Source organism: Acinetobacter sp. 789_lipA (assembly GCF_058242845.1).
Genome location: NZ_JBZAYS010000001.1, coordinates 671,034 through 685,040, shown reverse-complemented (window position 1 = coordinate 685,040; position 14,007 = coordinate 671,034). Strand labels below are relative to the sequence as shown.

At 37.9% G+C, this 14,007-nt stretch carries 9 protein-coding genes; 3 read left to right on the top strand and 6 right to left on the bottom strand.

Annotated elements, in window-relative coordinates; all coding sequences use genetic code 11:
- Window positions 1-5 precede the first annotated feature (5 nt).
- From pgi to AC4CUZ_RS03200, 3 genes are all read left to right on the top strand, one after another.
- Complete coding sequence (pgi, locus tag AC4CUZ_RS03210; protein ID WP_490747208.1) at window positions 6-1,673, top strand: glucose-6-phosphate isomerase; 1,668 nt, start codon at window positions 6-8, stop codon at window positions 1,671-1,673.
- A complete protein-coding gene (gene galE / locus AC4CUZ_RS03205) occupies window positions 1,666-2,688 on the top strand; it encodes a UDP-glucose 4-epimerase GalE (protein WP_490747207.1) in 1,023 nt (340 codons plus the stop codon). Before pgi ends, galE begins: the two co-directional genes overlap by 8 nt.
- Before the next feature lie 182 nt (window positions 2,689-2,870).
- Window positions 2,871-4,331, top strand: coding sequence for a capsule assembly Wzi family protein (locus tag AC4CUZ_RS03200; RefSeq protein ID WP_201702082.1), 1,461 nt, complete (start codon window positions 2,871-2,873; stop codon window positions 4,329-4,331).
- Window positions 4,332-4,410: 79 nt separating this feature from the next.
- On the opposite strand, the gene AC4CUZ_RS03195 is transcribed toward AC4CUZ_RS03200, so the two are convergent.
- From AC4CUZ_RS03195 to AC4CUZ_RS03170, 6 genes are all read right to left on the bottom strand, one after another.
- Window positions 4,411-5,781, bottom strand: coding sequence for a phosphohexomutase domain-containing protein (locus AC4CUZ_RS03195; RefSeq protein WP_490747206.1), 1,371 nt, complete (start codon window positions 5,779-5,781; stop codon window positions 4,411-4,413).
- Between the two features lie 197 nt (window positions 5,782-5,978).
- Window positions 5,979-7,568: a Tn7-like element transposition protein TnsE gene (locus AC4CUZ_RS03190; RefSeq protein ID WP_490747205.1), complete on the bottom strand. Its 1,590-nt coding sequence runs from the start codon at window positions 7,566-7,568 to the stop codon at window positions 5,979-5,981.
- Window positions 7,561-9,102, bottom strand: coding sequence for a TnsD family Tn7-like transposition protein (locus AC4CUZ_RS03185; RefSeq protein ID WP_490747204.1), 1,542 nt, complete (start codon window positions 9,100-9,102; stop codon window positions 7,561-7,563). Before AC4CUZ_RS03185 ends, AC4CUZ_RS03190 begins: the two co-directional genes overlap by 8 nt.
- A gap of 24 nt (window positions 9,103-9,126) precedes the next feature.
- On the bottom strand, window positions 9,127-10,809 hold the full coding sequence (locus tag AC4CUZ_RS03180) for an AAA family ATPase (RefSeq protein ID WP_125274161.1): 1,683 nt from the start codon (window positions 10,807-10,809) through the stop codon (window positions 9,127-9,129).
- Window positions 10,806-12,926, bottom strand: coding sequence for a TnsB C-terminal domain-containing protein (locus tag AC4CUZ_RS03175; RefSeq protein WP_490747203.1), 2,121 nt, complete (start codon window positions 12,924-12,926; stop codon window positions 10,806-10,808). Before AC4CUZ_RS03175 ends, AC4CUZ_RS03180 begins: the two co-directional genes overlap by 4 nt.
- Complete coding sequence (locus tag AC4CUZ_RS03170; RefSeq protein WP_348960185.1) at window positions 12,913-13,716, bottom strand: TnsA endonuclease C-terminal domain-containing protein; 804 nt, start codon at window positions 13,714-13,716, stop codon at window positions 12,913-12,915. The genes AC4CUZ_RS03175 and AC4CUZ_RS03170 overlap by 14 nt, the downstream gene beginning before the upstream one ends.
- Between the last annotated feature and the right edge of the window lie 291 nt (window positions 13,717-14,007).

Here is a 14,007-nt window from a genome sequence, read left to right as displayed (position 1 = left end):
TGGTTATGAAAACTCAACCCTATACGGTCGAACATTTAGATTCAGTTTTAGGAAGTCTTCATAGTTTGAAAACTGAATTTGAAAATAAGCATTTAACAGAACTCTTTGCTGAAGACCCTCAGCGATTCGAAAAATTCTCTGTGCCTTTAGAGCCGGTGGTTTTTGATTTTAGTAAACATAGAGTCAATCAGCCCGTTGTCAAAAATCTAGTCCAGTGGGCGCAGACACAAGATTTAACGTCGTGGATGAAACGTTTATTTTCTACTGAAGAAATTAACTATACCGAACAGCGTGCAGCCATGCATTGGGCGCTACGGTTGCCTAAAGATGATCAGTCTCATCCTGAATTAGCAGAACAAGTGCATACACAACTTGAGCGTATGTATGCTTTGGTAGAAAAAATTCATGCTGGCCAGTGCCGCGGCGCAACTGGTGAAGTCATTCAAGATGTGGTCAATATTGGTGTCGGAGGGTCAGATTTAGGACCACTGATGGTGAGCCATGCCTTATCTGATTTCAAAAAATCCACATATAAGCCACTCGATGTACATTTTGTTTCGACCATTGATGGTAGTCAGCTTTCAGATTTATTGCATCAACTTCGCCCCGAAACCACGCTATTTATTATTTCTTCAAAATCGTTCGGGACCATTGATACCTTATCCAATGCGCAAACAGTTCGTTTATGGCTCGAAAAAGCACTTGGACAAGAATCACAAATTTTAAAGCATCATTTTATTGGCGTATCTACCAAAGCAGATAAAATGACCGAATGGGGTATTGCAGCCGAAAACCAATTTTTGCTCTGGGATTGGGTCGGCGGTCGCTATTCACTTTGGTCATGTATCGGTTTACCGATTGCACTGACAATTGGAGTTGATGGCTTTAAACAACTGTTAGCTGGCGCATATGCGGTAGACCAGCATTTTCAGTCGGCACCTTTCGAACAAAATATTCCTGTATTAATGGGCTTATTGGGTGCATGGAATAATAATTTCCTTGATATTCAGACTCATGCAGTGCTGCCCTATGATGGGCGTTTGAAATATTTCGCCTCTTATTTGCAGCAGTTGGAAATGGAGTCGAATGGTAAATCGATTCAGCGTAATGGTCAAAAAGTGGACTGGGATACTTGCCCGATTATATGGGGGGAAGTGGGACCGAATGCACAGCATGCTTTTTATCAATTGCTGCATCAAGGTAGTCAAGCAGTGAGTTGTGATTTTATTGCGCCAGTGCAGCGCTATCAGGCCCAACAATTTACCTATGTCGATAATGCAGAGGCGCTGGTAGAACAGCATCATTTGGCCTTATCCAATTGTTTGGCTCAATCGCGCTTATTGGCGTTTGGCAATCAAGCGCTTGATCAAAATGAAATCAAAGATTTACCTGAATATAAAAAATATGAGGGTAATCAGCCGAGTTCAACTATTTTATTGCAAGAGCTTAATCCGTATAGTTTGGGTATGTTGATTGCAATGTATGAGCATAAAGTATTTGTTCAGTCTGTACTTTGGAATATCAATCCTTTTGATCAGTGGGGGGTTGAAAAGGGTAAAGAAATTGCGAATCAACTGCTTCCGATTCTAAATGGTGATCAGACAAATATTTCTAATTTAGATAGCTCTACACAAGGTTTATTACAGATCTTATTAGGAAAGAATAATGGCTAAAATTTTAGTGACTGGCGGAGCTGGCTACATAGGTTCTCATACTTGTATTGAACTTTTAACAGCGGGGCATGAGGTTATCGTGTTGGATAACTTATCTAACAGTTCAAAAGAATCATTAGCTCGAGTACAACAAATTACGAATAAAACATTAGATTTTGTTGAAGGTGATATTCTCGATCAGCAAATTTTAGATCAAATTTTTCAGCATCATTCTATTGATGCAGTGATTCACTTTGCAGGCTTAAAAGCTGTGGGTGAAAGCCAAAAAGAGCCACTAAAATATTTTGAAAATAATATCTCAGGTTCTATTAGCTTAGTTAAAGCGATGGAGCGTGCTCAAGTTTTTAAGTTGGTCTTTAGTTCATCTGCAACAGTTTATGATGAAGCCAATATTTCACCCTTGAATGAAACCATGCCTACAGGTATGCCAAGTAATAACTATGGCTATACCAAACTGATTGTCGAGCAATTACTTGAGAAATTGGCATTAGCAGATGAGCGTTGGTCAATCGCATTGCTGCGTTATTTTAACCCTGTAGGGGCACATCAAAGTGGTCAAATTGGTGAAGACCCACAAGGGATACCCAATAATTTGATGCCTTATGTCACACAGGTGGCAGTCGGCCGTCGTGATAAATTATCGATTTTTGGCAATGATTATGAGACGGTAGATGGTACAGGTGTGCGTGATTATATTCATGTGGTTGATTTGGCGAATGCACATTTATGCGCCTTGAATCATCGTTTAAAAACGCAAGGATGCCGTGCTTGGAATATTGGAACGGGTCAGGGCTCATCTGTTTTGGAAGTGGTGAAGACTTTTGAACGGGTGAATCAGATGCCCGTTGTCTATAACATTGAACCCCGTCGTGCAGGGGATGTTGCAATTTCGTTTGCAGATAATGCGCGCGCAATTGCTGAGTTGGGTTGGCAACCCAAATACAGTTTAGAAGATATGTTGGCGGATAGTTGGAACTGGCAAAAACAAAACCCGAATGGTTTTACTAAAGATTAACACTTGACTTAACAATAAGTTAGGTTGGGATGTGACATCGATTTCGAGAAGTATAAAGATAGCGCTGTTTAAAACGATGAGTGAATAATGTAGTGATTATGCAAACCAGCATATGCATATTCTGAAATTGTAGATAAAACTCGCTATGATGTTGTTAAAATACGCTAAATTGAAGAATAGTTATGAAATATCAAAGCATTAAGGTTTTGTCATTTGCCATTTTATCTGCTTTAGCACTGCCTGTAGCAGCTCAGGGGATTGTCTTAAATAATGAAGATTTACGCACGGATTTAAATTGGTTAAACCAACAAGGCGTGATTCAAATTAGTACTTCAACATGGCCTTTGAGTGGTGAAGAAATTCAGCGTGCATTATCTACTGCGAAAATTGAAAACACTGCTCAGCAGAAAGTTATCAATTCAGTTATGGCAAATTTAGAAGCAGAAAATACCTCTATTAAGTTGGCTTTATTTGCTGAAACAGATCCACAAAACATCCCGCAAAAATTTGCAGATGAGCAAAAATCTCAATATCAAGCAGCACTTGAACTAAATGCAGGTGGAGCTCAATGGGATGCACGACTTCGTGTAAATGCCGAAAAAGATCCAATTATTGATAACGGTCATGATGTCAATGTAGAAGGCTCATATCTTGCGGGAAAATTGTGGAATCAATGGTTGATTGCTGGTCAAATCCCTACCTATTGGGGTCCTGGACATGAGGGTAGCTTAATTCGTGGTGATGCAAGCCGTCCAGTCTATGGTTTTACCATGCAGCGTGCTGAACAACAAGCATTTGAAACAAAGTGGCTGTCTTGGATCGGGCCTTGGCAATACCAAGCTTTTGCGGGGCAATTGGATGATTATGAAGCAGTCCCAGATACCAATATATTGGGATTACGTTTAACGGCCCAACCTTTGCCTTATCTTGAACTGGGTGCATCGCGTACATTCCAAATTGATGGTCAGGGGCAACCTGATAGTTTAAAAGCCTATTGGAATGCTTTTATTGGTAAAGATAATGCATGTGATGATAACGGATGTACAGGGGAAGGGAATGCATCCAATCAAATTGCTGGTTTCGATGCACGTTTAAATCTACAGCAGTGGTTTAAGGTTCCACTGAGCTTATATGGTCAATTTGTCGGTGAGGATGAGGCAGGATTATTGCCTTCTAAAAAGATGTATTTGGCTGGGATTGATTATTCTTCACAATTCAAGAATATGCCTTTCCAGATTTATACGGAATGGGCAGATACACGCACGAATGGTGAGGTTCAAGGAATTTCCTACAATCATCATATTTATACCGATGGTTATTACCAACATGGCTTTCCTTTAGGCCATGCGATGGGGGGGGATGGTCAAATGTACAGCTTGGGTGGTGACATTCGCTTTGACCATATGAACCGTTTAAAGGGCCGCGTGTTGTTGGCGAAAGTGAATCAGTCAGGACTTGAGATTAATCAAGCATTTCCACAAAAGGATGAAGTGAAAGCTTTAGATTTAACATGGACACATTATATCCGCCCAAATACACCTCTGAAATTGAGTGGATGGGTCAGTGATTCTGATGTGTATGGTGACGATAGTGGTGTCTCTTTAGGTGTTGAAATACCTTTAGATCGTTCATTATTTTACTAAATTGAGAAAGCTGTCTTAAAAAATCTGTTAAAAAGCCACTCAATTGCTTGAATGGCTTTTTATTTTAGGATGAATATACTTAACTTTGAATCAACCGAGTCAATTCATCCACATAGTCTTGCATCGGCTTTGGATGTCGATCTAAACGACTTTCAATATTTAATCGCAATAATGGCTCTGTATTCGATGCTCGAACATTAAAGCGCCAAGCACCAAAATCTAAACTTACGCCATCTGTGTGGTCAATACTTGGATTTTGATTTGAGAAGTGATCAAAAAGCTTTTGAATCGTGGCTTGAGTATCTGCAACTTTAAAATTGATCTCACCCGAGCAAGGGAACTTTTCAATCATGCCTTCAACCAGTGAAGACAGGGTTTGTTGGGTTTCTGAGAGTACGGAAATTGCCAATAACCATGGAATCATACCGCTGTCACAGTAAGCAAAATCACGGAAATAATGATGCGCACTCATCTCGCCGCCATAGACAGCATTATGCTCACGCATTTTTTCTTTAATGTATGAGTGCCCTGATTTAGACTGAATCGCTTCACCTTGGTATTGTTCAATCACATCAAAGGTATTCCAAACCAGGCGAGGGTCATGCACAATTTTCTCACCAGATTGTTTCAGTAAGAATGCTTGTGCCAATAGACCGACAATATAATAGCCTTCAATGAATTGACCTTTTTCATCAAATAAGAAGCAGCGGTCAAAGTCACCATCCCACGCGATACCCATATCCGCAGCATGTTCAAGCACTGCATTTTGAGTACTGTCACGGTTTTCAACTAAAATCGGGTTGGGAATACCATTCGGGAAAGTACCATCAGCATCATTATGAATTTTAATCAATTCTACTGGAAGGTTAAGTTGTTTGAACTTTGCTTCAATGGCATCAACCACATGACCAGCAGCGCCGTTGCCCGCATTCATGACTAATTTGAGTGGGCGAATTTTTGCAGGATCAATATACGACATTAAATGATCAATATATTCAGGCAGAATATTGTATTTTTCAGTTTTGCCTTTAGTGATGACTTCATTAAAGTTGCCTGATTCAGCCAATAAACGAATTTCTTTTAACCCTGAATCCGCTCCAATCGGACGTGCATTTTCGCGGACCAATTTCATGCCGTTATAGTCCATCGGGTTGTGGCTTGCCGTGATTTCGATCCCACCTTGAACATCGAGATGAAAGGCACCGAAATAGACTTCTTCAGTCCCCGTCATACCTAAATCTAAAACATCAACACCCGCATCATTCAGACCTTTGATGGTGGCTTGTTTTAAATCTTCACTGCTGAGACGGATATCGCAGCCGATGACCACCGTTTTAGGCTGATAAATCTGTCCATAAGCACGGCCAATTTTATAGGCAATCTCTTCATTGAGCTCGGTGCCGAGTTTGCCGCGAATGTCATAGGCTTTGAAGCAAGTCAGTTCTGTCATCTGAATTCTCTAAATAACTTCTGAGAAGTGAGGGAAGTATAATTATAGGAGGAAAATAGTTCCTATATGCCAAGTTACTGGTTAACTTTTATATCTTCTTTAAAAATAGATGTTTAAGTGTATAGAGTGCTCTTTCATCTAATTTTTAAAGTTTGGTACTTCAGCATGCTATTTTATATGTTAGCCCTTAGTGAAATTTATATCGATTTTACCTTTGCCAAGATCCGCTCCGCCCAGTCAGTGTAATAATTTACATCTTCTATTTCTTCCTTTTTGGAAGGATGATTAATTGTAGTTATTGCAGTAATACCTCTCACTTCAGATAGAAACTTTTTAGGCCAACTGAGTGATTGAGACAGTATCGAATTGTTTAATATATCCAAATCTGTCTCAATTAATCGTTGAGTTTTTTCTTCATATGGGAGTAATAAGGTGGAGATATTTTTTTTACCATCTGAAGTATCAATTTCACACAAATAAAATTGATGGTTATTTTCTATATTAAAAATTTTATAGACATAAAAGTAGCGTAATTGATTGTTTGCAAACTTATGGCCTCTGAAACGTTTATATATTTTAAAAGGTGAGTTCTTGATTTCTTTGGTTTTATATCCCTTTTCTTCAATTTGCTCCAATAGTTTAATCAAGTCTTTATAAGTGACTCGCTCTAGTTGAATTTCTGATTCTGTTGTAAATCCAGACACTGTACCCTCTATATCTCCTTCTCCACCAGCAAATCCTTCTTCTTGATTTTGATCTTTATCCATTTGCTTTCGTCTTATACGTACTACAGTTTTAGCAGGAGGTTTCTCTAAAGAAATTTTTAATTCTTCAATTGTATAAATTTCTCCAGGTAGGTTTCTTAGCTTGGCCAGTAGTTTATCGATATCTGCCTCAGCATTTTTATTCAATTTCTCTTTAGGTTGACTCGCTGGTTTTGGTTTGTTTGAACCTTGCCCTTGAGCATTTTTGACCTGTTGTATGATTCTTTTTGAAGTGAAATGAAATTGAATAGGGCGGTTGATAGCTGTATCAAGATTTTTGAAAGATGTAATGCGCTCAATTCTGTAAATACCTGTTTCTTTATCATAAATTCCATCTACTGTTAGATCAATATTTCTGATATCAGGAGCTTCCATGTCAAAATTAAAACTTTTAGCGCCTTTTTGATCAATAATTGTTTTCTGATAAATACTAAGGAAGGCTTTATTTAAATCAGGCTGTAATAAAATTAAAGCGAGCTTCTTCAAAAAATGAGGATCAGAGACATCTGCGTTCATAATTTTTTTGTTTTTTGCTATATTAATATGAATAGCCTTTTCATCATTTCTATCCACTAAAACATCGGTTGAATAATTTTCTGCAAAAAGTGCCGCCCGAATTAAATAAGGATGAGAGAAAAATAAATCGCGGGCCAAGATAAGCTTAGGTATTTGAATAGTTATATTTTTCTTTAAAACTGTTGAGTAGTAATTAAATTCAAAACATATCCGGCCTTCATGTATTTTTTGATCCTCACCCTCCGGTAAAATAATAGTTCTAAATGTTGTGAAATTTACATGTTCAAGTGTGTGAGTGAATAATTTTGTAGGAGAGGCATCAATTTGGGTTCTATAGCGGTATGGAAGAACACTCTCAATCGGTAATTTAAGTTGAATAGGACGTTTAATAATAGGGTTAAACAAATGAGTATCAATATCAAACCGAGTTTGACCGCGTCGACTAATTTTTGTCGCAGTATAGTAAATCATCTCTTTTGGTAAAAAGTCGGTTGAACAATCACTCATTTTTTATTTCTTCCCAAATATTATTAAAAAATCGATGTGCTTCTGGCGTTAATCGTTGCTCACTTAATCCTGATTTACGTAAAAAAACACTCGATGGATAGTATTTATTCTTACTTTGTTGACGAATATATGTTCGAGTCAGACGACGTATTTGATAACAGTCCACCGACTCAGCGTAGCGCTCCAAAAATGCTTTGGTCAACGGCAGAAAATGCCAGTTTTTTTCAATTACGCTGACATGCCCGAGTTGTTTAATTAAAAACTTTTTGGTCCATTGTGGGGAGTCTAAGTCTTCTAATAATTCATCACGTATTTTAATCAATTGTTTCATAAACTGACGATCCCGAATACTCCAATCGACACGTGGTTTGGGTAGAGAGAGTGGTGTCATGATAGCGGTTTGATTGATTTGTAACAGCCAATCTTTATGATTGCGATATAAACGTGCGTACAGTGCACCATCATGTTTACGAGCTAGTTTGACTGACATATCCTGAATCAATTGTATCCATTTCAGTTGATCATCTGACAGGACTTGGTAAGTCTTGTGTTTTACAGTGACAGGAATGGCTTGTTCCTCTATACCTACTGTCGCTAGATCCAAATACTGTTGGTATGTATAAATAGGACTTTGTTCGGAAACAAGTGCCTTTAATACGATGAGATGCTCAAGATAAGAAAATGCTTTACGATGTTTTCTACAGATATTCTTGAGCCAGCAGTTCTCAGAGCTCAGATCACCTAATTGATAATATTGAAGAAATCTTTCGCCCCAATAATCGACAACAAGCTGACGGACTTTTTCGTAATTGATATTTTTTTGACCTGACAGTAAGCCTCTGTCTTTCAATAGATTGAAGTAGGCATTTGATAAAATCGATACATCTTGTACTGCAATATGGCTCGATTGAATAAGTAGATCCTCGATTATTTTTGCTAACTCTAGATGACGCTTTAAGTCTTGTGAATTAATAAAAAGTTGTGAGGAGTCAATAAGGACATTTAAATGAGCATTATAAAATCTTCGGTCTAGCCCATTGCAAGGAACAGCGCTGACAAAAAGGGCAGATTCATGCTTTATACAATATTCATATCCTGTAATCTGCCAGCTACGTTTCCAATACACTTCACCATATTGTTCCATCTGTTCTTGCCAACAATGCGGACAGAACCGAAAAAAATTCACAGATTTAATTCGCGACGCATTTTTTCCCAACTTGGTATGTAATGATTGATACTGTTCACCCTGCAATACATGTACAGCATAACGCATCACTGTATCAGGTTGAAATGGTTGGTAAATTGGTAATAAGGTGTGCTGGTTGATTAAATGGATTGCATCATAGCAATCGGGTAGATAACTGGCCAATTTGTCTATGTAAGACGGTAAATCGTAAGTTGGCGTCAAATTTCTATTATTGAATAATTCTTCAGTAAGGTATTTGGGACTTAAAATTCCATTGTGAATAGCATAACGTGCAATCACACTGTAAATTAACTCATCTGGATATGGTATTGGAAAATTTGAAATCATAATACACTTACTCTCTATTTTTGTTTAATGCAACACAGGAGAGGTGGGATCAAACAAATAGTGAGATGATTTTAATAGCTCATAAACATCGACTTCCTTTTCTTGTGCTTGACTGAAAAAATTTCTTAAGTCATTGGCTTCAGTGCTCTTCCATTCCTCCGGCTTCATGACTTTACGAGATGTACGTGGCTTCCTTGCCAGAGTCGTGGTTTGATGCTGTTTAAACTTATCTTCTGCTACAGGGCTGTCTAATACATCCAGAATATGCTGGAAGAGTGTCTTTAATTTTTCGTTTGGATATCGTTTTAATGTAGAAGTAACATACTGTTCTATTGTAGCAGCCGGGTAATCAAAGGCTGTCAGCATACCAATGAGGGTAGAATAATGCGGTCCTAGATCTTTACGCTGTATTTCCGTTTTTAATGCAGCTTTGAAACGTTGTTGTTCAACATATTCCTCAATTTGAACTTGAGGGATCGTTAAGTCAGAATATCGTGCAATACGTGTGGGGTTGCCTGAGCGGAGTGCATCCAAAATATCGTGGACTGGCTGTAATTGTTCTTCGTAGACTTTTTTAAAAAGTTCAGATGTAATTTTTTCCAGACCAATGGTGATGGCATGAATCTGCATCAAGCAGAACAGTTTAACCACTAAATCTGGAATGCCCTGCGTATAATAATACCAAGTGTTTCTTAATTCATCGGTCAGTTCAGCTGGTTGTTGAACCCATTGATATTGCCACAGCGTGTTGGTGAAAGCATACCATTCAGAAATGATCATTTGATCAGGGGTGCTAAGATCGGGAGTGGGTGCTTCATTGCGCATAGGTTCCCAGATTAAAGAGCCTAATCCTGCACTGCGTCTAGCTGATCTTAAATCTTCTTGCAGAATTTCATTGGCTTTGGGTGTCCCAATCATCACAATTGGAATGGATGCCACATTCACAAGGGTAACAAAGAAATTAAGAATGATTTCAGCCCCGCCAGATTTTTTTGTATTCAAATGCTGGATTTCATCAATGATTAAAAGTCCAATAGAATAATTATTTGCGATAATTTTCATCTGCTGCAGCATAGCATTCACATTTAAGCGACTTCTGGTGAAACGATGCTCGAAGTTTGTATCTCCTAATGCTAAATCTACTGCTCTAAAAAAGTTTGAGCATAAGTTTTTTAAAGAGCTGTCATGCGGACAATCAATTTTAAGGTAAACAATTTGTTTTAATCCCAGCTCTCTATGTTCAATCACTTGCGGGTAATAACGCAAAATTTTGTTCATTGTCGTTGTTTTACCGCTTCCCGAACATCCTATAATTGACATGCTAGTTGCAGTCGACTCTGGAGGTGCGTAGCGATAAGAGCTTTCATTTGATGGTTCTAGTTGCTGAAAAGCAGCGTGTAAATGTCGATTTCTATCCCCATTAGTGATGTTTCTACTCACATAACCTTGCCGAATCATAATAGAAATTTTTTGCTCAAGGGATAAATGTTTAGTCAATGGCTGGAAAAAATCATGAGGTAATTGAGCGATTAAATGGATTCTTTCTTGTTGCGCATAAAAGCGCTGTTTTGGAAGAAATTTCAGTTTCCCTCGTAGGTGTTTAATTACCGACTTCGTATCAAGGATAGGCGGTAATTGAGTAATGAGAGGATTATCCCCATAGATATCTTCTATCGATGTGTTGACCGCGACTTCATTATTATTCATTCTTCATCGTCCTCTTCAAATAATTGTCTCATTAAGTCTGGTTGACTGGTCAAATCCAGATTGCTGCTGTGAGATGGGGGTGTTGGAGGGTTGTCTTGGTTGGGATGGATAGTCCGGATAGAATTGACGGACCTATTTTGGAGATGTTCCTCACGTTCTACTTGAATTGCTTCTTGTTTGTTTTGACGGATATCCCGAGTACGTTGTGCTTTAGAAAGTTGGTGAACTCCTGCTTGAGCCTGCCGGCTCTGTGCTGTGTGGATGATTTTGTCAGTAAAATCCTGCAATTCACTGATGGCTACGGACTTTAGTTGTGAATGCTGTTTTTCAACAGTTTTGATTGCTTTTTGAATTTGTTCAGCTTCCCACCAGGTCAGATGCTGATATTGACGTGAGGCATCACTTAAGTGCGCTTCCCAGTATTCCAACTTATTTTCATCAAAGAAAACATAAATGGTATTTACTGAGTATGGGTCAAAACCAATCCGCAACTTTTTCGGGCGGGATTTGGTCGTGTTACGAATAAACCAGCTTTGTTGATGCATTTCCAGACATTGATAGAGTAAGCCTTTGACTTTAAGTCCCTTGTCACTTAAGGAGGCGTCGGTCCTAGGTAACAAGCCAACATATAGTGATTTGTTATCCACTTGTCTTAACATCCCAGTACGATGCTGTAGGCCCCACTGCCAGAGCTTAATAGGGATAGAAGGTAAGTCAGTCGGCATATCTGCACTGCGATCATATTTAGTCAAGACATCAAAATTATTGCGTAACAAGACGCAGCTTAATATGATTTTTCTGAACTCTTCTAAAGTCAGACAAGCTTCTAGCCGATAATCATGTCCGCCTTTCTTTTTTTCCTTGAATCCAGAGACAACACCAATATTATCGTAGGATTTAAAACGTGACTGAATAATTCCGAAAGCCCTCTCTACAATACCTTTAGCATCGCTTCGATACGGTGGTGCATTTTCAATTCGAACAGAAAAGTTTTTTTCAAGAAGTTCAATTTGATAACCAATGAGTTCACCGCGGTCTGCAAGTATGGCACCAGGTAAACCATAAATAGGCCAGTCTTCCGGTTGTATTTGCAAGCCATAACTCTGACAGAATGTCACTTTATCTTGGATTGCAACGCTGAGGCATTGTATGGCTGTATTAAATGAACTGTTTTCCATACCGACATAAAGCCCAGTAATCATCCGGCTGAATACATCGATAACAATATATACGGTAGGTCGGCCAATAATCTGTGATGGATCTCGTGATGATACAAGGTAGATGTCAGCGATTGTTGAATCTATCTCATAACGTGCGCCAGGGCCATTTGCTTGCTTGGTTGCTGTTGAAGTTAGAGGTTTGTGATCTTTCAGAGTTTTCTGATTCGTCAGAATTTCCTTGGAATTGTTCTTATTTCTATATCGCGTATTATAAAAATAATAGAATTGAGCATAGGTTGGAATATCTGAGGTTTGCACTTGATGAAAGTGCTTAGAAAATACACTTTTAAACCGAAGATAAGTTTCGTTAATGGATTGTTTTTTGACAGGAACTAAATACTCTTCGATGGCTTTCTTAAAATATAATTCAACCTGTTCAGTGACATTCTTACCTCCATTCGATTCATAGATGCGTGGTCTGCCAATTTTTTTATCACCTATAGCTCTTTTTTGACCTTTTCCACCTGAGTTTTCATAGTCCGGTACCAAAGCATTTATAGTTTGACCACGCTGCCAGTAGCGTCTTAGGAGTCGTAGAATTTTATTAATTGATACTTCTTTCTCTAGATGTAGAGTTTTAATTTTTGCAGTCCTGATTTTTGTATTGATAAGAACTTGTTCATCATTAATTAAATCTTGAATAATTAAAAAGTTTTCATCTCTTTTTTTGAGTTGAATAGAATCTTCACTCAAGTTTAATCGTTTTAAGTATTCATAAGGATCTTGCGCTGGTATCAGGCTTTGATCATCTGAGAGAGTTTGAAGTTCCTTAGACAAAATGAGTTCAGGAAAAGCATTTTTATTATCAATCGCAATCCATACCGTATACTGCGGTAAGAATTTGAGTATTCGGTATTGTGTTGAATTCAAGATGTAAACTGAATTAATTAGTTGCATGGACTGTATTCTCATTCTGGAGCAAATTACTTGCATGAATATCAGAGAGTTTAAGCTCCAAGTACGAAATTTCTAGATTAAATTGAAGTATTCGCAGTGCAAATAATTTTCTAAACAATGCGAGCGTCGCTCCGATACCCATTTTTTGAGTTTGGTCAGAATGCTTACAAAATTGGATTAATGAGCTTTGAGGGTACTGGCTAATTTCTTCCATAAAATAAACTGCTTGATCAATCATGTGATTTGTTATTTCAAGGTCATTTTTTTCTACATACAGCCATTTAATGTTCTCTAGTACCGTAGCAGGAATGTCTTTTTCAGTGATCAGTTTGAACGGCGTATTGTGCTCTTCTTCCCAGTAACGACGTTTAATTTCTAATGACTCAATAACATGAGCTTTATTCAGATCCTTGCTGTAAAGAGTGTCAAGGGCTATAGAAAACTTACCAAAATCTACTAAAAAATCTGATGATAGGGTAAAAGGCATATAGTCAACCGATACTTTTTTCATTCGGAAACGAGAACAGATGGAGTTAAGATCATAGATATCCAAAAGATAATGTTCGCGAATATCTGTAACGTTCTGATTCCAATCAAGCAGTAAAAAGGTAGATAGCTCTAGATCAGAAAACAAGTGGTGAAGACGTTGACTCACACGACCTTGTACTCTATGAGAGCGACCAATTGAACTGAAGTTATGAACAGTTTTGCAAGGTTTATAATCGCGTCCATGGCCTTGGCAATATCCTTCTTTTACTAATTCCTCATAGTTTTTTATAATTTTTGTCATACAGAAGACCTGTGGAGTTTGGTGGATAATTAATCATATCTGAAGGGGGGTAATTTTGTATTTGGCAAAAACATACAAACTTAAATATATTTATATACAAACAAAATTTTATAATTTTTTATTTAATTATTCTTTTAATTCATTAACTTAATAATTAATCTGGTATTTTAGTACTCAATTAATGAGTTTAAAAAACGTTAATGATAGGCAAAAGTATTCAAATTACATCTTAGTAAACATCGTTGCATATTCTTATGTAAACCAACTGCATATTCATACTCAAACCCGACC